Genomic DNA, 21,199 nt, shown 5'->3' with positions numbered 1-21,199 from the left:
ATCAGACGCTCCTCCGCTCGCCGATCCGACCGGCGATCGCGACGAGCGCGAGTGTCAGCACCAGCATGGTGATGCCGAGCGCACCGCCGTAGTGGAAGTCGAACACCGAGCTGTATTGCTGGAAAATAAGCATGGAGAAGACGGTAATGTGTCCGCCGCTGAGGAGCGCTGGCGTGACATAGGCACTGACGGCGAGCATGAAGACCATGATCGCGCCGGCCATCAAACCGGGAAGGCTCAGAGGAAAGGTGACAGTCCAGAAGGTCTCGAACGGTTTCGCACCGAGGTCGGCCGAGGCTTGCTCGAGCGCGGGATCGACCTTGGCCAGCGCATTGCCCACAGCCAGTACGATGAAGGGAAGCAGGATGTAGACGAGGCCGATCAGGATGCCCAGCTCGGTACCCAGGAATCGCATGGGTCGCTCGATCAGACCGCTGCTGACAAGCGTGTCGTTGACCAGGCCGTTGCGCCCGAGCAGCACCATCCAGCCGAACGATCGGACGATGTTGCTGGTGAACAGCGGCACGACCAGCAGGATGACGCAGGCGCGCCGCCATGGCGCCCAATTCACGATGCGCACCAGATACCAAGCAAGTGGATACCCGATCAGGACGGCGACGATCGTCGTCAAGGCACCGATGCGGAACGTCACCCAAAGTACGTCCCAGTGATAACTGTCGAACAGGATGCGGAAGTAGTTTGCAAGCGTCGGAGCGCCTTCCGGAGTGGTGAAACTGGCGATCAACACGACCATCATCGGAGCGATGAAGAATGCCGCGAAAAACAGAGCCGGGAGTCCGGCAAGTTGCGCGACAGTGCGCCAGCTGGCGGTCATGGCGCCTGCTCCGCGATGATATGGACGTCGGTCGAGCGAAAGCCGGCATGCACGGTAGCGCCAAGTACGAGCTTCGAAATCGTGTCCGGAGTGGTGCGTGAGATCAGGATGCAACCGTTCGTGCGCAGCGTCACAAACCCGTGGCTCCCGATATGGACGATGTCCTCGACCGAGGCCAGCACTGTAACGAACCCTGTCAGTGCCTGATCCGTGACAATGGCGACATCCTCGGGACGCACAATGCCCAGCAGCTTGGCTGCGTGAGGGGCGGAACCGTTCGTGATGGAGACGGCGCCATCGAACAAAGTGAATCCGCCCTCCCCGGCACGCTTGACCGGCAGCAAGTTGGCCTCGCCGATAAAATCGGCAGCAAAACGCGTTGCAGGCTTACGATAAATATCGGGGCCCCGTCCGATCTGCTCGATCTTGCCCCGGTTCATCAGCACGATGCGGTCTGCCATGCTCATGGCCTCCTCCTGATCGTGCGTGACAAACAGAAAGGCAATACCCAGTTTTTCCTGAAGCTGCTTGAGCTCGCGCTGAACCTTCTTGCGCAATTTCAGATCAAGTGCGCTGAGCGGCTCGTCGAGCAGCAAAAGCTTGGGCCGATTGACGATCGCACGCGCCAGCGCGACGCGCTGCTGTTGCCCACCCGATAGGCGAGCAGGCATGCGATCTGCAAAGCCGGTAAGCCCGACGAGGTCGAGTGCTTCCTCGGCCCGTCGCATCGCCTCCGCGCGGGGAGCCCCCTTTCGCCTTGGTCCATATGCGACGTTTTCAACCACGCTCATATGCGGAAAGAGCGCATAGTTCTGGAAGACGGTGTTGAGCGGCCTGTGATAGGGCGCCAATGCGGTGACGTCCTCGCCAGCAATGCTGATCGATCCGGCATCGGGCTTCAGAAAGCCGGCAATGCAACGCAACAGCGTGGTCTTGCCGCAGCCGGAGGGGCCGAGCAAGGCGATGAACTCACCCTGCTCCACCTGGAGATCGATATCGGCGAGTGCCGCATGTCCGCCGAAGCTTTTGGACAGGCCATTCGCAGAGAGAATCGAAGTGGTCATGACACACCTGTCCTTTCGATCCTCAGGGACTATTTGCGCGCGATCTCGCGATTCCAGGTGTCCACAATGCTGGCGCGCCGACCGTTGATCTCGTTCCAGTCGAAGAGCTGCAGGTTCTTCACTGAGCCATTCTCAGCCCAGGGCAGCTTGCGTGCCGCCTCCGGCTTTACGCTGACATCCTTCAACGAGGGGCCGAGATAGAGCTTTTCGGCTAAGCAGGCGGATGCTTCCGGAGTGAGCGCCTGATTGATGAACTTCTGGGCAGCCTCCTTCTTCTGCGTGCCCTTCACGAGGTGCAGGCGCGCATCCGTCGCCCATACACCTTCCTTCGGCACGACGAAGGCGATGGGCAGGCCCTTGTCGGCCAGATCCCAGGCTCCGACGTTGAAATGCGCACCGATGATCGCTTCCCCGCTCTGGTAAGCATTGGTGGCGGCACCCGACGAATCAAAGAACAACGCGGTCTTCAATTCCTTGATTTTCTTGAATGTCGCGGACAGATCGCTCGTCGGCACGTTCCAGATCTTCGACAGGAACATCACAAATGGCACGCCGGAGGAATTGGCGGGGGACGGGATGGTGACCGCATCCTCAAATTCTGGCTTCCACAGATCGTTCCAGGACGTGGGAGGCGTCTCCACCTGCTGCGTGTTGTAGGCGATGCCGAGCGAATAATAGCCCGTTCCCACCGCGTACGTCGTTGACCCACTCTTGTAGATTGCTTCCGGAAGCACGTTGGCAAGGTTCGGAATTGCGGTGGCGTCGAGATTGTCGGTCACCCCCGCTGCCAGCGCGAGTTCGCTGATGCCGCCATCCATCCATGCGACATCGATCGTTGGCGCATCCTTCTGCTGCTGCAGTTTTGACAAGGTCACAGTCGACGTGCCGATCTCGGGGGTAACAGCGATGCCGGTCGATTTGGTGAATGGGTCCGCCACACACGCCTTGAAGGCATCGCCCCAATTGCCGCCATACCAGGCAATCGTGATCGATGCGGGTTGTTGAGCTACGGACGGTGCGGTGAATGCGATGGTGGCGCAAAGCGCGCCCAATGCCAGACGAACCAGACGGGTCATGCTCGTTTCCTCCCTAAATGCGCTTTTCGCGTTTTCTGCGGGGATTATTCGCTGAGAGCGGAAAAACTGCTAGAATATCGCAGCCTCAAACTTGAATAATCGCGACATGCCAAAACCGAGCCACAGCCAAGCAGACACCGATGCCAACGGCGCACATCCACAGGCTCCGCGCCTGCGCATCGGCTTCGTGCTGCTCGATCAGTTCACACTCGCTGCGTTCTCTGGGATCATCGACGTACTGCGACTGGCCGCCGACCACGGCGGTCGCAGTCGGCAGGTCCACGCTGCGTGGACGGTGATGTCACTCGATGGCGGGCCCAGATTTTCCAGTTGTGGCGCCGCGATGCAGCCCAATTCACCATTGCTGGATCCGACCGGCTTCGACTACATCGCAGTATGCGGCGGCAACGACTATCTCAACGATGCGCCGCCCGCGCAGTTGCTGCATTATTTGCGCCGGGCAGCGGCGAGCAGCGTACGTCTTCTCGGGATCTGTACCGGCACCTTCATGATCGCAAAGGCTGGACTTGTCGGGAAACGCCGGGTCTGCATCCACTGGAATGTGATGGATGCCTTCAAGGATCGCTTTCCGAACGTCAATGCCAGCGTCGAAAGGCTTTTTATCGATGAAGGCGATCTAATCACATGTGCGGGATCGACAGCAGCGATCGACCTTGGTCTCTATCTGGTTGCGCGACACTGCGGGCGCGACAAGGCTCAGCAGGCAATGCGCCACATGATGCTTCAGGACATCCGGCCGCCGGAAATGCCGCAGGCGCATTTTTATGCAGAGCTCACTGGAAACCTGGATGTTCGCGTCAAGCAAGCAGCCCAGTTCATTGAGCAAAGACTCGATAACCCTCCACCCGTCGCGGCGGTCGCTCGGTATGTAGGAGTGAGCACGCGCCAGCTTGAGCGCCTTTTTTCAGGGTGCCTGGGACAGAGCCCCGCAGCCTTCCAGCGCCAGCTCCGTCTCGAATATGCCCGTTGGTTGATCAAGAACAGCAGGCGCTCAATCACCGAGATCGCCATTGATACCGGCTTCGCCGATAGCGCCCACCTCTCACGCGACTTCAAATCATTATTCGGGACCTCGCCGCGCAGTTTCCGAAAAGGTCTGGGCGGCGAGGCTGCTACGTCCGCGAGCGGTTCTCGTCCCTTGTATGCTTGATTTGCTGATCGCCGAGAAGTGGGCCGATCTTTGATTGGCCGATCAAGGACCGAGCGGAGGCGAGCGGTGCTTGGAATGACCTTGACCAGGCGGCGCGCGCTTTCTTCACAATTGCCATGAATTCCTTAGCTCGCTCGGGATCGACCGCCTTCCAGGTATCGCCATCGATTTTGAGCGATGACCCGACAATACATCCGTTCGCAATCTTGAGGATGTCAGCCACGCTTGCATGCGCACGCCGGTGTAAAAAGCAGACAGTCCGCTTCCCTGAAGAGTTTCGGGCGCCGCGAGGCGTACGAAAGTCGCGGAAGACCGAACCCGCGGGATGGCAGGCGGTGTGCTATGGGGTTTGCGGCTGACGGCCGTGCCGGATTACGAGGCGGCCGCTCGCGATTTCCGCCGATCTTGTGCCGCGATACGGAGGTTGAAGCTCTGACGCTGGGCTGGACGACGCCCAAAGGCATCTTCTGGTGTGGTATACGAAGCCGACGCCGGTGTTCGGCACGCGGATGCTTCTTGCCCTGAGCACATCGTCCCGGGCGGGCGGTTTGATCGTGCCATGCCGGATCATGGCGAACACTTCGGGTTGCGCCAGGAGCGCGGCAGTCGGCGCTTCTGGCTCCGCCGCGCCGGGGTGCGATATGGGCGGCGCTCCGAGGAGCTCACGAATGTGCTCGAGACCCGCCTTGCGGTTGGGTCCGGTGAGGAAACCGTAGTGCCGGATGCGATGAAAGCCGCGCGGCAAGGTGTGGAGAAGGAAGCGTCGAATGAACTCTCCGGCCTCGAGCGTCAGGGTGCGATGGCGGGCAGTGCCTTCGCGGCGATAGGCGGGTCCGGCGAAGCGGAAGATGTCGGCGACCTCGATCGAGGCCCGCATCGTCTCAGCCGGACGAAGCCTCGTCGCCGTGGAACAGGGCGAGCCGGTCGAGCGGGCTGACGACGGCACGCACCGTGCGCGTGGCGACCTTGGCGTAGAGCGCCGTGGTGTCCAGCTTGGCGTGCCCCAGGAGAACCTGGATGACCCGAATGTCGACGCCGTCCTCCAGAAGATGGGTGGCGAAGGAATGGCGCAGCGTGTGGGGACCGACCCGCTTCGGGATGTCGGCTGCCCGCGCCGCCTCCACTACGATGCGGTGAAGCTGTCGCGTCGAGATCGGTCGGGTCCAGCTCTGGCCGGGGAACAGCCAACCCTCGCGATGAAGAACGCCTTGCCGGTGGCCCTCGAGCCCCCACTGCCGCAGCAGGGCCAGAAGATCGGCGGACAGCATGGCGTTGCGATCGCGCCCGCCCTTGCCGCGCTCGATGCGCAGCAGCATGCGGGTGGAATCGACATGGGCGACCTTCAGCGCTGCGACCTCGGCGACACGAAGGCCCGCGCCATAGGCGACCGACAACGCCGCCAGGTGTTTGAGGCAGACCGTGGCGCCGAGCAGGCGGCGCACTTCGTCCAGGCTCAGGACGTCAGGCAGGCTACGGGGACAACGCAGCCGGACCAGCTTACGGGCGAGATCAGGTCGGTCAATCGTATGAACGAAGAAGAAGCACAGCGCCGAAACGATGGCGTTCATCGTCGGCACGCCGAGGCCGGCTTCCTGTTGGGCCATCTGGAAGCGATGCAGCTCATCAACGGTCGCCGTGTCGGGCGACCTCCTCAAAAATGATGCCAGGCGGCCAATGTCGCGAAGATAGTTGCGCTGCGTCTCGGCCGAGAACCGGCGCAGCTTCATGTCGTCGATCAGGCGCTGGCGCAGAGGGCTGACCGATGCGGCGGGAATAGATCGGGTGTTCATCACAAGGCTCCGTTCGGTGAAAGGAGCCAGAATCTTCCGTCCGCACAGGGCGACGCTCAATCAGCCCATCGCGCTTGTATCAGACCGCGTACCACGAAGCCGCCGCCCATCCCGCGCGAGCGGGTTCGTTCTTCCACCCCAAAGCGTTACGATGTACCTTTCTATCCGCGATGCCGCAGAGCGCCGATGATCACCTTGAACGCGGGAAGATTCTGGCGACGGCTGGGATAATAGAGGAAATAGCCGTCGAAGAAGGGTGACCAGTCGCCAAGAACCTGGACGAGTTCGCCCAAAGCGATGTGCCGCTCCACGATGTTCTCCGGCACATAGGCGATGCCGTAGCCGTTTACCGCGGCGTCAATCATGGCGTAGGAGTTGTTGAACGTGAGTTGACCGTTCACGCGGACGCGCAACTCCTGGCCACCTTTCTCGAACTCCCATGCATACAGGCCACCGGCGGTCTCATGGCGCATGTTGATGCAGACGTGCTTGACCAAATCCTGCGGATGCTCCGGCATGCCATGTCTGGCAAGATAGTCGGGTGACGCTACCGCGACCAGCCGCCAGTCCGGGCCGATCCGGACCGCTATCATATCCTTCTCGACGCTCTCACCCAATCGGACGCCAGCATCGAATCCCTCATCGACGATATTGCGGAACGTGCTGTCGAGAATGAGCTCCACATTGATGTCTGGATACTCCCTGAGCACCGGCTTCAGCTTCGGCCAGACCACGCTTTCCAGCGCATGATCAGACAGTGTCAGCCTGATCGAGCCTGACGGCTTGTCACGCAATGCCGTCAGCGCCGCGATCTCTTCTTCGATTTCGGCCATTCGCGGCGTGATCGTCTGCAATAGCCTTTCGCCCGCCGGCGTCGTTGCAACATTCCTGGTGGTGCGGGTCAGAAGGCGGATGCCCATCCGGGTTTCGAGTTGCTTGATCGCGTAACTGAGGGTCGATTGCGCGACGCCTATCCTTGCCGCCGCCTTGGTGAAGCTGCGCTCCTCGGCAACGATCCTGAACCAGGTTAGCTGGTTGAAATCCGTCTTCTCCATCGGGTTTCCTTTGAGACCGCATGGAGATTATTCGATGTCATCGATTGATCCAATCAAATTGTGACGGGTAATCGTCTCAGCGCAGATCGGCTATATCCCGTCTGAACTCAGCACATCGGAGCAAGCGGATAATGGTTTCCGTCGCGAAAAATGCCGGCAGCAAGCCGGCCGCCTGGGGCGCCGTGCTGTCGATGGCGCTGTGCGTGGCGATGCTGATCGCCTCGGAATTCATGCCGGTCAGCCTGCTGACGCCAATGGCCAAAGGGCTCGGCGCGACCGAAGGCCAGACCGGACAGGCGATTTCGATCAGCGGGCTGTTCGCTGTTGCCGCGAGCCTGCTCGTCACCACTGTCGCCGGGACGTGGAACCGAAAATGGGTTCTGGTCACAATGACGGCGTTCCTGCTGCTATCGCTGGTTCTCGTCGCGGCAGCGCCGAACTTCGCCGTGTTGATGACCGGCCGCGCTCTACTCGGCATTTGCATTGGCGGCTTCTGGGCGCTGGCGACCGCCGTGATCATGCGACTGGTTCCTCAAAGCGACGTGCCGCGCGCGCTTGCCGTGATGTATGGTGGGCAAGCCATCGCAGCGGCCTTTGCCGCGCCGGCCGGCAGCTATCTCGGCGGCCTGTTCGGCTGGCGCGAGGTGTTCTGGGCGCTGACGCCCATCGTCGCCGTCAACCTCATCTGGCATGTGGTCGCGCTGCCGCCGCTGCCGGCTCACCAGAAGCAGGATTTCCGGGCGATGTTCGGCCTGCTGAAACGCCCCTACTTCCTGCGCGGTCTGGCGGCGTGCATGCTCTCCTGGGGCTCGGCCTTCACCATGTTCACCTATCTGCGTCCGTTCCTGGAGCAGGTGACGGGCGTGGATGTGACCATGCTGTCGGTCCTCCTGCTTCTCCTCGGCTGCGCGGGCTTCGTCGGCACGTGGGCGGCGGGGCGTTTCATCAAGGGTAACGTCGCGCCCTTCCTGAAGCTGCCGGCTCTGGTGATGGGCGGGGCCACGGTGGGCCTGCTGGTGCTCGGCTTCTCGGTCGCCGCAACGGGCTTGTTCATGGCAATCTGGGGCGCGATGAACACCATGTTCTCCGTCATCTGGATGACCTGGATGTCACAGAACGCGGATGATGCTCCCGAAGCCGCCGGAAGCCTGATGGTCGCGGTGATCCAGGCCTCGATCCTGCTCGGCGCGGTGGTGGGTGGACTGCTGCTCGACGGCATTTCCATCCAGGCGACCTTCATCGGCAGCGTGGTTCTGGCCGTGGTCGCGTTCATGTTGATTGGAAACGGGCAGCACATGCTGAAGTCCGCATAGAAGCTCCACGAACGGAGGTTCGAAATGACAAATCATCCCATTCGGTTTTCACGCCGCAGAGTCCTGGTGGCCATGGCCGGCAGTATTCTCGCTCCCGCGACTAGCCGTGCTCAGAACAGCTCGGCTCAAGCTCAGGAAGGAAACGCCATGCGCCTCAGACTGACCTTCGCGGATCAGGACTTCACGGCAACGCTGGAGGACAATCCGTCCGCCCGCAACCTCTTCTCGATACTGCCGCTGGACCTGACGATCAGCGACTATTCGACCAACGAGAAGATCGCCCACCTGCCGCGCAAGCTCACCGAGGAAGGCAGCGGCCGCTTCGGCAACGAGGCGGTCGGTGACCTCTGCTACTACGCGCCCTGGGGCAATCTGGCCATGTTCCACGACCCTTATCGCTGGTCACGCGGCCTGATCCGACTTGGACGGCTCGACGGGGGGCCGGCGCCACTTCTCTTGCGCGGCGAATTTCCTCTCCGCGTTGAAGCGCTGTCCTGACGTGCTGCGCCCGATCGCTTACCGAAAACCGCTAGGAGACCCTGCCATGACTGAGAGTATCAAACCTGGAAACGCCGTCGAAAATCGGGAGGTGCCCGATACGGGCCGCCGTAACCTGCTCAAGCTGACCGGGGTGGGCGTTGCTGCCATCGGCGTGGCGTCATTTTTCTCTAGTTCCAACGCAAAGGCTCAAAATATGACACAGGAATGGGACAAGGTTTTCCCCCAAAGCGAGAACGTCGACCACGAAAAGGTCACGTTCAAGAACCGCTACGGCATCACACTGTCGGGCGATCTCTATCTGCCGAAGGACCGTGCCCACAACCGCCTGCCGGCCATTGTCGTGAGCGGTCCGTTCGGCGCCGTGAAGGAGCAGTCATCGGGTCTCTATGCGCAGACCATGGCCGAGCGCGGCTTCGTCACGCTGGCCTTCGATCCGTCTTATACCGGCGAAAGCGGCGGTGAACCCCGCAATGTTGCCTCGCCCGACACCAGCACCGAGGATTTCATGGCCGGCGTCGACTATCTTGGCCTGCACAACTCCGTCGACCGCGAGCGCATTGGCGTTATCGGCATCTGCGGCTGGGGCGGCATGGCGTTGAGCGCCGTGGCTGTCGACAAGCGCGTCAAGGCTGTCGTGGCCAGCACCATGTACGACATGACCCGCGTCATGTCGAAGGGCTACAATGACAGTGTGACCCTCGAACAGCGCACGCAGACGCTGGAGCAACTGAGCCGGCAGCGTTGGGAAGACGCGGCGAACGGAAGTCCGGCCTACCAGCCGCCCTACAACGAGTTGAAGGGTGGCGAGGCGCAGTTCCTGGTCGACTACCACGACTACTACATGACGCCGCGCGGATACCATAAGCGGGCGGTCAACTCGGGTAACGCATGGACCCAGACAACGCCGCTGCCTTTCATGAACCTGCCGATCCTGACCTACATCGCGGAGATCTCTCCGCGCCCCGTCCTGTTCATCCACGGCGAGAACGCCCACTCGCGCTATTTCAGCGAAACCGCCTACGCGGCGGCAAGGGAGCCGAAGGAATTGATGATCATTCCAGGTGCCAGCCACGTGGATCTTTATGACCAGATGGACAAGATCCCGTTCGACAAGTTGACCAGCTTCTTCAACCAGCACCTCGCTGCATAAGTCGCCGGCGGCGCTTGTGCCTACGGGTACAGGCGCCGCGATTGGTTGGGGAAACACGCTGCCGATGGTAAGCAAGCGGCCGCTTATTGGTCGCCACCTCGAGGGAGTCGCCAGTCTAGAATCGACTTCTTTGTCGCCGTTCGGAGTGCTTTTGCCACCGCCCGAAACCTGCCGTTCGTTCACTTCCGACAAACACAGAGTGGGGGCCGAATCCGAACTGGCCGCAATCAGGTCAAGTTCTCGAATTGCTAACCGACAGCTTTCGCGAACCGATCGAAGGAACTAGCCATTCGGCACGGCCATTGCGGATGTAATATGCCTCACTGCCTCAGACGCACAGCTGTTCGGTAGAGCCGGAAGCAGTCGCCTCCGCCTATAGTTATAGGCATTGTCAGAGGGATTCGAGGAAGGTCCCAGACAACCCTGAGCGGTTGTTTCTGCCCGCGATGGGAACCTCTCGTGAGGGTTGAAAACGGTTCGTTTGCGCGATTTTGCGCCAAAAGATTGTACGGTCGGGCAAACGATGAGATCTCGTTCCCCAAATGGGTAGCGTAAGCGCTTGCCGGCACAATCGAGAAAGCCAGCCGGCTCCGGCGAAATGACATGAGTTTCAACTGTAACCAAATTTTCTACTCCTGAAATCGTGGCGCAACCCCGCGCCGCCAGATTCGCACCTGAGCAGACAGAAGCCACAGCCCACACCGAATAGGTGGCCACGAGCCAGCCGATTGCGGTTGTGGCATGCTGTGAAAGAGAGGTGATCATGACCAGTCAGCTTTCATGGACAGCGCGTCCGGCCAAGCATGCGAACGTCCAGCCGATTGCCACGTCGGAGCTTCCCTCCGCCGTCCCGCTGATGGCGCTTTCAACCGGCTTCTGGGCCTTCAAGACCTTGGCCTCTGCGCACGACCTCCATCTGTTCGACCACCTCTCCGGTGGGGCAGGCACCACGATCGCCGAACTTGCGGAGGCTCTCGCCTTGCACCCACGTCCGGCCGAGATGCTGCTGACGGGCTGCGCCGCACTCGGCCTTCTGGAGAAAACGGACGGCCGTTATCGCAATACGTCCTTAAGCGAAACCTATCTCGTGCGCGGCAAGCCGTACTACTTCGGTGGCTTCGTGCAGATGGCCGATAAGCGGCTCTACGCGGGCTGGGGCAAACTTACCGAAGCGTTGCGCGCCAATCGGCCAACCACGTGGGATCCGGCAGCCCAATCCTCGCTGTTCGAAGGTGAGGATCCGATGATGCTGGCGCTCTTTTGGGAAGCGATGCATTCGATGTCCACAATGAGTGCGCGCAAGCTCGGCGAAGCCGTGGATCTCAGTCATTTCCGGCGCCTTCTAGATATCGGCGGCGGATCGGGCGCGTATGACATCGAGCTTTGCAAACAGTATGGGGACCTGCGCGCGACCGTATTCGACCTGCCGTATGTCGCCGAGATCGCCGCAGGCAAGATTGCCGAGGTCGGCCTGACCGACCGCGTGGATACCGTCGGCGGCAGCTTCTTCGATGGTCTTCCGGAAGGGCATGACGTGCATCTCCTGTCAATGATCCTGCACGACTGGGACGAGGCAAAGAACCGCGCCCTGCTCGGCCGCTCCTTCAAGACTTTGCCGAGTGGCGGCGCAGTCGTCATCAGCGAGCTTCTCGTTGATAACGAAAAGAGCGGGCCAGTGCCGGCAGCGCTAATGAGCCTCAACATGCTTATCGAGACGGAAGGAGGACGAAACTACACGCCGGCCGAATATTCGGCGTGGCTCGAGGAGGCCGGCTTCCGCCAGATTGAGACGATCTGGTTCGACGCGCCGGCGGTGAACGGCGCCGTGATCGGTCGCAAGCCGTAAGGTGTAAACCGGAGTGGAATAGGCACTCTGCCGTTCACTTCCGACAATATGTCACTGATCTGGAGCATTAGAAGGCCGAAATGCCTCACACCGAAACCCGCAGCAACCGTCAGTCGTCGAGAGTACGCCCGCCTGGGTTCATGCTGAAAATCACAGCAACTGTAATCCAGGGTCTCAAGACCTGGCAACGGACCATCACAAGACGTCGAGCAACCGCGTATTTGTCCCCCGAACAGCTGAGAGATATCGGTCGTTCCGAAGTTCCCGAGCCAATACTTGAAGTCAAGCCAGGCCTGATCACGAACCTGATGTCGATGAAGTAGCGAACTGAATTCGAAAGCTGATAACCGACGATGAAGGATCGCTTTTTGGGCGCAAATGATGTCGTACGGGCGAACCCTTGCTTTAAGCGCCGCTCGAACGAGCTCGACGCGCGCCTGGGCTGAACCCGAAGATGATTGGCAGACGAAACGGAGGCAGCAAATGGGCGCTCCATCACCCGAACTTTGCAATCTATGGCTTGCCCGCGCGTTCAACGCACAGGACGTCGAAGCAGCCGCCGCCATGTACCACCCGGACGCCTCGATTGTTCGCGTCGATCAGGTGCACGGCGGAACCACAACCGCGCGCGGCGCTGAAGCGATCCGCGAAACGATGGCGGCCTATATTGGCCTGAAGCCCCACATGGACGTCGCCACGCATCATACGACCGTCTCCGGTGACTTCGCTATGACCCGGTCGCAGTGGCTCATCAGAGGCAAGGACCGGGACGGAAATCCAATCGAAGTACACCATCACGGGATGGAAGTGCACCGCAGATTGGCGGACGGTACCTGGGTGTTCTTCATCGATCATCCGTCCGGCGCTGACCCCGACTGGGCCGTCGCCGAACCCCCACCGACGGAATAGTGGCAGGCCGTCCACCTCGCTAGGAGATTGTTACGGGAGCTGTGAACAAGTAGCCTGCTCCACGCTCTGTGACGATCAGCTTCGGGTCGCTGGGATCCTGCTCCAGCTTGCGGCGTAAACGCAGAATCTGTACGTCGATGCTGCGGTCAAAAACCTCCTCATCGTGCACGCGGCTGGCGCTCAGCAATTGGTCTCGGGTGAGCATCTGCTGCGGAGAACGCAGGAATGCCATCAACAGATTGAGCTCGCCTGCGGTCAGCGGCACCGGCTTCCCCTCTGGAGAAACGAGTCGGCGCATCCGCATGTCCAGATGCCAGCCGGCGAACCGAAAGCGAATCCGGTTTCCCTTGCTGCGCAGGCGCTGCTGGGCGGCAACGGAACGACGCAGCACGGCTCTTATGCGCGCCAGCAGTTCGCGAGGGCTGAAGGGCTTTGTCAGATAGTCATCGGCTCCGAGTTCGAGCCCGACGATTCTGTCGGTTTCCTCGCGGCGATGGCCGGTGACGACGATGATCGGGGCTTCGGGAGGACTGCCGAGGCGGCGCATCAGATCGAGCCCGTCCTCGCCTGCGAGCTTCATGTCGAGGATGATCAGGTCGACCGGTTTTTCCTGCAGCACGGAGGCCATGGCCTGTCCGTCAGCCACCGCGCTGACGGTGAAATTTTCGCCTTCCAGGTACTCGGCGAGCATGCTGCGCATGTCCGGGTCGTCATCGACGATCAGCACGTGGTTCGCTGCTGGGGAGGTCATGATGATTGCTCCGAGCGCTCGTGCCGCTTCTTACCATTAAAGCGCCGATTTTTGGCGATTTCTTGTTGAAATGGTCGTACGCCCCACCCGGCAGCAGCCCGGCTCCCGAATCGACCGGGCGAAGAGAACGTTGGCCATCGGAGTGGCCGCAGCCGGATTCTTTCTGCTCTGCTTCGTGGCTTTAATACCATGGCTGCCGACGGCATTCGGCCAAGCGGCACAGGATGCCGGAGAGCCCATAGCGCCCCTACAGCCCTCGGAGGCAACTGATGCCGCCAAGGTGTCACTGGGCGAAATCCTCTTTCACGATGCGCGCCTGTCTGGCGCCGGAACGGTCGCCTGCGCCTCCTGCCACGACCTTGACGCCGGTGGAGATGACGGTCTTGAGCGTCCCGCCGGGGCAGACGGCAAACCGCTGGATTTCAATGCCCCCACGATATTCAATGTCTCGCGCAATTTTCGCTTGAACTGGCGCGGCGAGTTCCGCAGGATCGAGGAACAGAACGAAGCTGCCCTACTCGATCCCAACCTGATGGGCGCGAATTGGAATGAACTGCTTCCCAAACTGCAAGGCGATGCAGGCTATGTCCGCAGATTTGCTGCGGCTTATGATTCCGCTCCCACAAGGGACAGCGTTCTCGACGCACTAGCTTCCTTTCAACGTTCCCTCATCACTGTCGATGCGCGTTTCGACCGGCATCTTACGGGCGAAAAGGGTGTACTCACCTCCGGGGAACTGCGCGGCTACGAGCTCTTCAAGGAATATGGCTGTATCGCCTGCCACCAGGGAGCGAATGTTGGCGGCAACCTGTTCCAGCGGTTCGGCATCTTCGCCGATCCCTTCGCGGATCGCGCGAGCGAAGACGACAGCGATCTCGGTCGCTTTACCGTCACGGGCTTGGAGCAGGACCGTCATGTGTTCCGGGTTCCCAGCCTTCGCAACGTCGCGCTCACGGCGCCCTATTTCCATGATGGCCGCACCGCTTCGCTCGAGGAAGCGATCGGCATCATGGCGCGCACGCAGCTCGGTCGCCAATTGCCAAGGGATGACGTCGCGGCGATCGCCCGCTTCCTGAACACGCTGACGGGCGAATACCGCCGGCAGGGTCCTGGCGAAGCGCCAAAGCCATGAAACAGCTTCCGTTCCTCGCGGCCATCCTGGCGGTGCTCCTCGTCGTTCTGACCTATTTCTTGGCGAAGGGCACTTCCATCGACGCTCCGCGACACGAGCGCGCGAACGCGCTGCAGTCGGTCATCCTGTATGACGCCGAGCTTCAAAGGGACGTGCTGCTCGGACGAGCGGGACTGCTGCCGAACTACGACCCACTCGTCAGATCCATGGACAATTTGCGAGTGGCCGCAGCCGGCCTACCCTCCGATGACGGGGGGACCTGGAATGCCGGCTCCGACATACGGCAGAAGACCGCCGACATCACCAACTCGGTCGCGGAGCAGGAGGCGCTTGTCGAATCCTTTAAGTCGGACAACGCACTGCTGCAGAACTCCTTGTCCTATTTCAATCACCTCAGCCAGCGACTGACGTCCCGAAGCGGACAAGCGGGTGTGGCGAGTGAGATCGCCATGGTGACGGCAGCCATGCTTCGCTTCATCAACGCGCCCCGGCAGGATCTTGCGGACCAGGTCACAAATTCGATCTATATGTTGGAGCGTCGTGCGGCGAATCTGTCAGCGGAGGGCGAGGTCCGCTCGTTGATTTCCCACGCCCGCCTCATCATTCGAACGCTGCCGCGCGTCGACGGTCTTGTCGGCAGCATCCAGTCGGCCCCGCTCGGCAGTCTCGCGCGGTCGCTTCAGGGCTCCTATCTCGAAGCGAATTCCCGCGCAACCAGGCGCGCCAACGTCTTCATGAGCTTGCTCTACGGCGTTGCGATCGTTCTGATGGGTTATGTCGCCTATCTGTTCGTCCGGCTGCGCGCCAATAGGGATCGGCTCAAGGAAAGGCTTGAACTGGAGCGGCTGGTCGCCGCGATCTCTACCCGGTTCATCAATCTGCCGCGCAATGAAATCGGGGCCGCCGCGCAGGACGCGCTTGCGCACCTTGCATCTCACCTGAAGATCGCCGGAGCGGAACTCGCCCTGCCCGCGTCGAACGATCCCGACGGCCTCCAGCACGAACCCGGCAACGGCACTACCCCGACCGACAGCTTGGCCCGACTTATCCGCGGCTGGCGCGTGGAAGGTCATGAAAGGCAAGGCAGCGTTCATGTTCCGAACATCGCCGGTCTCCCTGACAGCTACGAGAAAGAGGCGCTGGCGCATCTTGGAATCCGGTCCCTGCTCTCGCTCCCGATGGATATGGGAACACGAGGCCGGGGGGCGGTGATCCTTTTCCACGAGCGCCCGCATGCCTGGGAGAAGGACGATATCGCGCTGCTTCGCACTGTGGCAGAAGTGATCGCCAATGCGACGATCCGTGAGCGGAGCGAGGCCGAACGCGAAGACCTGCAACTGCGGCTCAACCGCTCGCAGCGGCTGGAAGCGATCGGAACCTTGGCGGGCGGGATCGCTCATGAGTTCAACAACATACTGGGCGCCGTCCGAGGCTACGGGGAAATGGCTCTGGCAATCCTGACCAAGGATTCGCGCGCGCGCAGATACGTGCTGCAGATCATGAAGGCGGGGGAGCGGGCGCAGGATATCGTCGAGCAAGTTCTGGCTTTCGGTCGCCTTCGCGAGCGCGAACAAAAGCTGCTTGATGCCCGAACCGTCGTCGAAGAGGCGGTCGATCTCGTGCGGGCATCGCTTCCCGCCACCATATCCCTTCATGCCGAACTGGCAGTGCAGGATGCTGCCGTCATGGGCGATCGAACGGAGCTGCAGCAGGTGGTCGTGAACCTCGCGACCAATGCTGCTCAGGCCATGGGCGGCAGTGGTATGGTCCGGGTCGTTCTGCAAACGATCTTCATACCGCATGCACGCGACCTGTCGCATGGCGCGGCGCAGGCCGGGCGTCATGTTCTGCTACAGGTCTCGGATACCGGTCCCGGCATCTACCCCGCGGCGATGGAGAGGATCTTCGAACCATTCTTCACCACCAAGCCTGCCGGCAAGGGCACTGGGCTGGGGCTCTCCACCGTTCACGGAATCGTCTCCGCGCACCACGGCGCCATCGATGTGCAAAGCAAACCCGGACAAGGCGCGACATTCTCCGTTTACCTCCCGCAAATCGAGGCGGCGGTGCAGCGGGAGCCTGACCACGACCGATCCGTCCCACACGGCCACGGCGAAACGATCCTGATCGTCGAAAATGACGAGCCGCTCATGCTGCTCGGCGAAGACATGCTCGCGGCGCTCGGCTACGAGCCGGTGGGCTTCGGACATGGCAAGGCAGCGCTATCGGCATTCCGCGCCGATCCCGGACGCTTCGATCTTATTCTCACCGATGAGATCATGCCAGAGTTGAGAGGCACAGAGCTCGCGAGTATCATACACACCATCCGCCCCGAAGTGCCGATCGTGCTGATGACCGGATATACCATGACCCTTAAGCCGGAGCGATTGCAGGCCGCAGGGATACGCGAAGTGTTGAAGAAGCCGCTGCTCTCGAGGGATCTCGGCGATTGCCTCGCGCGGCAACTGCCCGCTTGACCAACTCTGTCAGTACCGGCGATGAATCCTTCCCCGTTACATCCGTAACGCAACTGCCCCTAGCTGAAATCACCCGGTAGCCGCGTCTCCGTAAGATCGCCATGTGTCGGCCTGCAACGCGACGTCGGCCAGCCGTAGCCTATTCAACCGAATTGAAGGGAGCCGACAATGGTCCGGTACACCACGCTGGGTGCAGGCCTCGTGCTGTGCGGGTTTCTCAGCCTTGCGATCGTCGGGTCCGTTCAGGGCATGGCTCAATCAACCGACATCGAGCGCGGTCGCTATCTCGTGAAGATCGGCGGATGCAACGACTGCCATACCCCGGGATATCTCACGACTGCGGGCAAGGTGCCGGAAAAAGACTGGCTTGTTGGAGACGCGATTGGATTTAGCGGTCCTTGGGGCACCACCTATCCTTCCAATCTGCGCGGCTTGCTCGCGAAGATGAGCGAGAACGAATGGGTGCGGTATGCCCGCTCGCTGCGGACGCGGCCACCGATGCCGTGGTTCAATCTGCAGGCTTTCGCGGAGGACGACCTGCGCGCGATGCACCGCTATATCCGCTCGCTGCCGAAAGACGATCGCAGTGTTCCCGATTTCGTGGCCCCCGGGCAGCGTCCCTCCACGCCACACATCGTCATGGTACCCCAGGCGCCGGGCTAACGGGTTGGCCCGCAGGCGTGAGGCACGGCACGCTTTCCATCTCACTCTGACTTGGGCGCAGAGCGCCTCTGTTGCAGCTGTAACCCTCATTGCTCGCCGCTGAAATCGGCAAGTAGCAGACACGTGCGACATTGCCTCAACGAGTTTTCACCAATCGAAGACGAGCAAGGGAGAGAACCATGCAGAAGGCTCTTCTTGACGATAGCCAGCCAAACGGCATCGGGCCCGGATCGCATGACGAGGCTTCCTATGCGCTGGGCTATTCGAAACACGAGCTCAGGCGGCTTGCCTTGCAGGGCGCGTTTATTCGCAATCTCACCGAAGATTTCCTGCGGCGGGCCGGGCTCGCGCGCGGTATGCAGGTGCTCGATCTGGGCAGTGGGGTCGGGGACGTATCGCTGATTGCAGGTCAACTTGTCGGTCCTTCCGGCGCCGTGCTGGGTGTAGACCGTTCGATAGAGGCGATTGAGACTGCGGAAAAGCGGGTGACTGAAGCCGGACAATGCCATTGGGTCAGGTTCGCCGCCGCCGAACTTGATGACTTCGACCCGGACAAGAAGTTCGACGCAATCATCGGCCGCCTCATTCTGATGTACCTGCCGGACCCCGCGACGACGCTGCGGCGGCTCGCCGATCACCTTCGGCCCGGCGGAATCCTGGCGTTTCAGGAGATGGCGATGCCTTCAGTGCGAAGCGTCCCGGACGGATCGGAGTTCCGCCGCTGCAGGCGCTGGATCCTGGAAACCTTCGAGCGCGGCGGCTTCGAGGTGGACATGGGGCCGAAGCTGCATACGGCGTTTCTCGAGGCCGGACTGTCAGCACCGCAGATGATCGCCGCCGGACGCGTCGAAGCCGGTCCGCAATCCTTCGTCTACGAATATGTCGCGGAAACCTTGCGCAGTCTGCTGCCTCTCATGGAGCGACTTGGGATTGCTTGGGCTGAGGAGGTGCAACCCGATACGCTTGCGGATCGATTGCGCGCTGAGGCTACCGGGAATTCAGCCTGCATCATGCCGCCGCCACTCGTGGGCGCTTGGACACGCCTCGAGGTCCCACTGAACGAGAAATGACGAAATGCGTGAGATGACGGGGCAGCTATTCAGTTACTGTTGCGACCGGCACCAGCCCACAAGCCCGAATTTCCTGTTCGGAACAGACCACCGTTCACCCCTCGCCCTTGCTTGCCGTCGGCCCACTTTCCAGACCAACTCTGACACAGGAAGGTGCATGGGTATGGATGAAGGCGGCCAGGGCCGTAGGCTTCGACGGAACTTCTGCTTCGATGACGACACGACCTGTGGTGTTCAGAATGCACAGCAGACTTCTGCAGCGACACGTCCAATGCAACATAATGCTGGTCCATGATAGGTCTCCCGGGGTTGACCGAAAGCCAAAGCATTTGGCATACGCCGCGGGCGGATTGATGCCGCGCCGATTACCCCATGTCCCAAAACGCTGCGAGTACCTTTCGTCGCTCCGAGTATAGCGCGGGCTGGGTCGCGTTCACGTCGCCCGCGAAGGAACCTCCAACCGTTTGTATGGAAAGATCTCGGTCGTCGGCGGAAACCAGGGTTTCTGGCGCAGCAATCGAACCCCGTCCTCCCAGGCCCGCTTTAGCGGGTAAAGATCGACCACGAAGCGCAACTCGTCCTCGATCCTGGCGATCAACGCATCCGGGCGACCGGCCCGCTCCCATTCGAGGCAGGCATAGGCGAACAGGAGTTCAATGTCGTTCAGGAAAAAGCCGTACCTGCCCCGCAGGTCGCGACGCCTCTTCTCCATCGCCTCCGGCGTGGAGGCCGCCAGCAATCGGTCAAGCGGCGCATCGTGGAACCTCCGCACGCGCTCGACATGCTTCAGATGTCTGAAGATCGCGGCGAGCCGCGCGTCGAGAACCTTGGCCGACTGGTCGAGCCTGAACGGCCAGCCGCCGACAGCGTTGTATCCGTCATCGGCCGCAAGCTCCTTTTCGGGAACCAGCATCCCCACGTTCAGGCGGAAATGCGTATCGGTGATGCAGTCGCCGCCGCCGCCCTGCCAGGCGAGCAGCAGGCCGGACTGCACCCGTATCTCGAAGGTCAGCATGCTCAAATCGTTGCTGTGCTCGAGTACGACGAAGATGCGCGATTCATCGCGCGCGGCCGGCTCGCGGCTGTCGGCGAAGACGAAGCGACGATACTGGCCCTTGGTATCGAGACCCAGATACGCGAACGGGGCGATCCGGGGCACCCGTTCCGGCAGTGTGAACAGGGGCAGGTCGGCCAGGCCGTCGATCGTCGCCCTTTCCGCTTCGTAGGCGGCGCGGATCGTCGCTTCGTCCGCCTTGGCGTCGGACAGGAAGCGCAAAATGAACCGTCGTTCCAGCCTGTCAGGATCAAGCGGTGCGAGCAGGGTCTTGTTGCTGCTCCACGAAGGCACGCGCATGAAGAAGTCTTTGCGCCAGCGGCTGTGCAACCCGCCTTCCAGCGCGATCGCGCGCATCCTCGGCCCGTCGCCATCGGCCAGCATGCCGTGAAACGTCGCGGGTATCTGGTCGGTCAAGTCAAGTTCGATGATCGCCTTGAGCGCGAGCGCCAGCCAACCTTGCGCGATTTCGACACGGCCGGCTGCGCCGGCGGCCTCCATCATGTCGGCGGCGAGGCGCAACAGAGCCAATGGGCGCGGTGGCGGCTTATTGACATAACCGACAGCGCGGAGTTCGTCGGCAAGCCGGCCGGTCGTGTCGCCCGTGTCGAACCAGGCCTGCACGGAATAGAGCTGACCGATACCGGCAACCTTGTCGTCACGCTCGCCATCGGCCGCCAGCAGCATGCGAACGCTTTCCTCCACCAGGTCTTCAATCTCGTGCATGGACATGGCGCTCTCCTTACCCCGCTTTCAGCTTCCGCGCTGATCGGCCTGCCCTTCGGCAATGGCGTTTCCAGCATTTGCACTTGCCGGTCGGTCATTTCCTGCGTGCCACCGCACCTGGGGCATACCGGTTCGCCGATCCAGATCGTATGACTATCATAGCCATATTGCGGTCGCTCCTATGAAGACTTTGAGCGCGGGATGGACCGTGACCGCGAGGTCGACCACCACGTCGATCCGGCCGAGAAGTCCCGTCTGTTGGAGCTTTCACTCCGTGTGTGGTGACGCCGTTGGTCACGATTGCGCGCGGCAGCTTGCGCCTGTCGAGAGCGTCGAGGAAGTCGTGAACGCCCGGCATCAGCAGGATGCCTTCCTCCATCCGCGTGTGGAAGGCCGCGTCGACAGCCCCCGCCTCGATCTCCGTTCCCAGCTCCAGGCCGATCAGCCGGGATATTCCGCCTGCGGGACGTCGACGAGCCGGTTGAAGAAGGACGGGTCCAGCTCGTGGCCGAGGCCGCGAAGCGCGCGGGGCGCGATCTTCATCTGGAGCTGTTCGGTGTCCAGCAGCCCATCCATGTCGAGGACGACGCCGGAGCAATCGATCGTCATGATTGCC

General features: G+C 61.4%; 19 protein-coding genes and 1 pseudogene. 10 read left to right on the top strand and 10 right to left on the bottom strand.

Translation table 11 applies throughout. The features are described from left to right. Position 1 precedes the first annotated feature (1 nt). Genes ABID37_RS16905 through ABID37_RS16895 form a run of 3 tightly spaced genes read right to left on the bottom strand, consistent with a single transcriptional unit; the run spans position 2 to position 2,975 of the window. Positions 2-835, bottom strand: a complete 834-nt coding sequence (locus ABID37_RS16905; protein ID WP_354196869.1) for an ABC transporter permease — start codon at positions 833-835, stop codon at positions 2-4. Then, complete coding sequence (locus ABID37_RS16900) at positions 832-1,899, bottom strand: ABC transporter ATP-binding protein (protein WP_354196866.1); 1,068 nt, start codon at positions 1,897-1,899, stop codon at positions 832-834. The genes ABID37_RS16905 and ABID37_RS16900 overlap by 4 nt, the downstream gene beginning before the upstream one ends. 29 nt (positions 1,900-1,928) lie before the next feature. After that, the gene (locus ABID37_RS16895) at positions 1,929-2,975 is read right to left on the bottom strand and encodes an ABC transporter substrate-binding protein (protein WP_354196864.1); all 1,047 of its coding nucleotides are present in this window, start codon (positions 2,973-2,975) and stop codon (positions 1,929-1,931) included. A gap of 91 nt (positions 2,976-3,066) precedes the next feature. Between ABID37_RS16895 and ABID37_RS16890 the strand changes: the two genes are divergently transcribed. Continuing rightward, positions 3,067-4,146: a GlxA family transcriptional regulator gene (locus ABID37_RS16890; protein WP_354196862.1), complete on the top strand. Its 1,080-nt coding sequence runs from the start codon at positions 3,067-3,069 to the stop codon at positions 4,144-4,146. Here ABID37_RS16890 and ABID37_RS16885 read toward each other — a convergent pair. The 4 genes and pseudogenes from ABID37_RS16885 to ABID37_RS16870 form a co-directional block, all read right to left on the bottom strand. Then, positions 4,109-4,369: a BtpA/SgcQ family protein gene (locus tag ABID37_RS16885; RefSeq protein WP_354196860.1), complete on the bottom strand. Its 261-nt coding sequence runs from the start codon at positions 4,367-4,369 to the stop codon at positions 4,109-4,111. The two genes, ABID37_RS16890 and ABID37_RS16885, sit on opposite strands and share 38 nt — an antisense overlap. A gap of 384 nt (positions 4,370-4,753) precedes the next feature. After that, a pseudogene (locus ABID37_RS26245) lies at positions 4,754-4,972 on the bottom strand (transposase); the annotation flags it as partial. A 55-nt stretch (positions 4,973-5,027) separates the two neighbouring features. After that, positions 5,028-5,936 carry a tyrosine-type recombinase/integrase gene (locus tag ABID37_RS16875; RefSeq protein WP_354196858.1) on the bottom strand — a complete coding sequence of 303 codons (909 nt, stop codon included), beginning with the start codon at positions 5,934-5,936 and terminating at the stop codon, positions 5,028-5,030. A 161-nt stretch (positions 5,937-6,097) separates the two neighbouring features. Further along, complete coding sequence (locus ABID37_RS16870; RefSeq protein ID WP_354196856.1) at positions 6,098-6,991, bottom strand: LysR family transcriptional regulator; 894 nt, start codon at positions 6,989-6,991, stop codon at positions 6,098-6,100. A 131-nt stretch (positions 6,992-7,122) separates the two neighbouring features. On the opposite strand from ABID37_RS16870, the gene ABID37_RS16865 reads away from it, so the two are divergent. The 5 genes from ABID37_RS16865 (at position 7,123) to ABID37_RS16845 (ending at position 12,710) form a co-directional block, all read left to right on the top strand. Next, on the top strand, positions 7,123-8,304 hold the full coding sequence (locus tag ABID37_RS16865) for an MFS transporter (RefSeq protein WP_354196854.1): 1,182 nt from the start codon (positions 7,123-7,125) through the stop codon (positions 8,302-8,304). 24 nt (positions 8,305-8,328) lie between these two features. Then, entirely contained in the window at positions 8,329-8,802 is a 474-nt protein-coding gene (locus tag ABID37_RS16860; protein WP_435521576.1) for a cyclophilin-like fold protein, read from the top strand. Positions 8,803-8,848: 46 nt separating this feature from the next. After that, the gene (locus ABID37_RS16855) at positions 8,849-9,955 is read left to right on the top strand and encodes an alpha/beta hydrolase (RefSeq protein ID WP_354196850.1); all 1,107 of its coding nucleotides are present in this window, start codon (positions 8,849-8,851) and stop codon (positions 9,953-9,955) included. Positions 9,956-10,718: 763 nt separating this feature from the next. After that, on the top strand, positions 10,719-11,801 hold the full coding sequence (locus tag ABID37_RS16850) for a methyltransferase (protein ID WP_354196848.1): 1,083 nt from the start codon (positions 10,719-10,721) through the stop codon (positions 11,799-11,801). A 483-nt stretch (positions 11,802-12,284) separates the two neighbouring features. After that, positions 12,285-12,710 carry a YybH family protein gene (locus tag ABID37_RS16845; protein WP_354196846.1) on the top strand — a complete coding sequence of 142 codons (426 nt, stop codon included), beginning with the start codon at positions 12,285-12,287 and terminating at the stop codon, positions 12,708-12,710. A 19-nt stretch (positions 12,711-12,729) separates the two neighbouring features. Here the strand turns inward: ABID37_RS16845 and ABID37_RS16840 are convergent, their stop codons facing one another. Next, positions 12,730-13,461 (bottom strand): response regulator, encoded by a 732-nt coding sequence (locus ABID37_RS16840; protein WP_354196844.1) that lies wholly within the window; start codon positions 13,459-13,461, stop codon positions 12,730-12,732. A 130-nt stretch (positions 13,462-13,591) separates the two neighbouring features. Here ABID37_RS16840 and ABID37_RS16835 point away from each other — a divergent pair, with 130 nt between their 5' ends. From ABID37_RS16835 to ABID37_RS16820, 4 genes are all read left to right on the top strand, one after another. Beyond that, positions 13,592-14,593, top strand: a complete 1,002-nt coding sequence (locus ABID37_RS16835) for a cytochrome-c peroxidase (RefSeq protein ID WP_354196842.1) — start codon at positions 13,592-13,594, stop codon at positions 14,591-14,593. Then, positions 14,590-17,070 (top strand): two-component system VirA-like sensor kinase, encoded by a 2,481-nt coding sequence (locus ABID37_RS16830; RefSeq protein WP_354196840.1) that lies wholly within the window; start codon positions 14,590-14,592, stop codon positions 17,068-17,070. Before ABID37_RS16835 ends, ABID37_RS16830 begins: the two co-directional genes overlap by 4 nt. A 168-nt stretch (positions 17,071-17,238) precedes the next feature. After that, positions 17,239-17,733, top strand: coding sequence for a hypothetical protein (locus ABID37_RS16825; protein ID WP_354196838.1), 495 nt, complete (start codon positions 17,239-17,241; stop codon positions 17,731-17,733). 179 nt (positions 17,734-17,912) lie between these two features. After that, the gene (locus ABID37_RS16820) at positions 17,913-18,803 is read left to right on the top strand and encodes a class I SAM-dependent methyltransferase (protein ID WP_354196836.1); all 891 of its coding nucleotides are present in this window, start codon (positions 17,913-17,915) and stop codon (positions 18,801-18,803) included. A gap of 433 nt (positions 18,804-19,236) precedes the next feature. On the opposite strand, the gene ABID37_RS16815 is transcribed toward ABID37_RS16820, so the two are convergent. Then, positions 19,237-20,544 carry a hypothetical protein gene (locus tag ABID37_RS16815; protein WP_354196834.1) on the bottom strand — a complete coding sequence of 436 codons (1,308 nt, stop codon included), beginning with the start codon at positions 20,542-20,544 and terminating at the stop codon, positions 19,237-19,239. Positions 20,545-21,024: 480 nt separating this feature from the next. Then, positions 21,025-21,192: a hypothetical protein gene (locus tag ABID37_RS16810; protein WP_354196832.1), complete on the bottom strand. Its 168-nt coding sequence runs from the start codon at positions 21,190-21,192 to the stop codon at positions 21,025-21,027. Between the last annotated feature and the right edge of the window lie 7 nt (positions 21,193-21,199).

It is taken from the genome of Aquamicrobium terrae (assembly GCF_040545735.1).
Taxonomy (GTDB): domain Bacteria; phylum Pseudomonadota; class Alphaproteobacteria; order Rhizobiales; family Rhizobiaceae; genus Mesorhizobium; species Mesorhizobium terrae_A.
Note: the sequence above shows the minus strand (reverse complement) of the source record. Positions and strands in the feature narration are given on the sequence as shown.

Bases quoted from the DNA above. Each gene is read 5' to 3' on its own strand.
- ABID37_RS16875 (WP_354196858.1), bottom strand. From the start codon at position 5,936: ATGAACACCCGATCTATTCCCGCCGCATCGGTCAGCCCTCTGCGCCAG.
- ABID37_RS16825 (WP_354196838.1), top strand. From the start codon at position 17,239: ATGGTCCGGTACACCACGCTGGGTGCAGGCCTCGTGCTGTGCGGGTTT.
- ABID37_RS16830 (WP_354196840.1), top strand. From the start codon at position 14,590: ATGAAACAGCTTCCGTTCCTCGCGGCCATCCTGGCGGTGCTCCTCGTC.
- ABID37_RS16815 (WP_354196834.1), bottom strand. From the start codon at position 20,544: ATGCTGCTGGCGGCCGATGGCGAGCGTGACGACAAGGTTGCCGGTATC.
- ABID37_RS16865 (WP_354196854.1), top strand. From the start codon at position 7,123: ATGGTTTCCGTCGCGAAAAATGCCGGCAGCAAGCCGGCCGCCTGGGGC.
- ABID37_RS16840 (WP_354196844.1), bottom strand. From the start codon at position 13,461: ATGACCTCCCCAGCAGCGAACCACGTGCTGATCGTCGATGACGACCCG.
- ABID37_RS16855 (WP_354196850.1), top strand. From the start codon at position 8,849: ATGACTGAGAGTATCAAACCTGGAAACGCCGTCGAAAATCGGGAGGTG.
- ABID37_RS16810 (WP_354196832.1), bottom strand. From the start codon at position 21,192: ATGACGATCGATTGCTCCGGCGTCGTCCTCGACATGGATGGGCTGCTG.
- ABID37_RS16820 (WP_354196836.1), top strand. From the start codon at position 17,913: ATGCAGAAGGCTCTTCTTGACGATAGCCAGCCAAACGGCATCGGGCCC.
- ABID37_RS16845 (WP_354196846.1), top strand. From the start codon at position 12,285: ATGGGCGCTCCATCACCCGAACTTTGCAATCTATGGCTTGCCCGCGCG.
- ABID37_RS16900 (WP_354196866.1), bottom strand. From the start codon at position 1,899: ATGACCACTTCGATTCTCTCTGCGAATGGCCTGTCCAAAAGCTTCGGC.
- ABID37_RS16905 (WP_354196869.1), bottom strand. From the start codon at position 835: ATGACCGCCAGCTGGCGCACTGTCGCGCAACTTGCCGGACTCCCGGCT.
- ABID37_RS16895 (WP_354196864.1), bottom strand. From the start codon at position 2,975: ATGACCCGTCTGGTTCGTCTGGCATTGGGCGCGCTTTGCGCCACCATC.
- ABID37_RS16860 (WP_435521576.1), top strand. From the start codon at position 8,329: ATGACAAATCATCCCATTCGGTTTTCACGCCGCAGAGTCCTGGTGGCC.
- ABID37_RS16870 (WP_354196856.1), bottom strand. From the start codon at position 6,991: ATGGAGAAGACGGATTTCAACCAGCTAACCTGGTTCAGGATCGTTGCC.
- ABID37_RS16850 (WP_354196848.1), top strand. From the start codon at position 10,719: ATGACCAGTCAGCTTTCATGGACAGCGCGTCCGGCCAAGCATGCGAAC.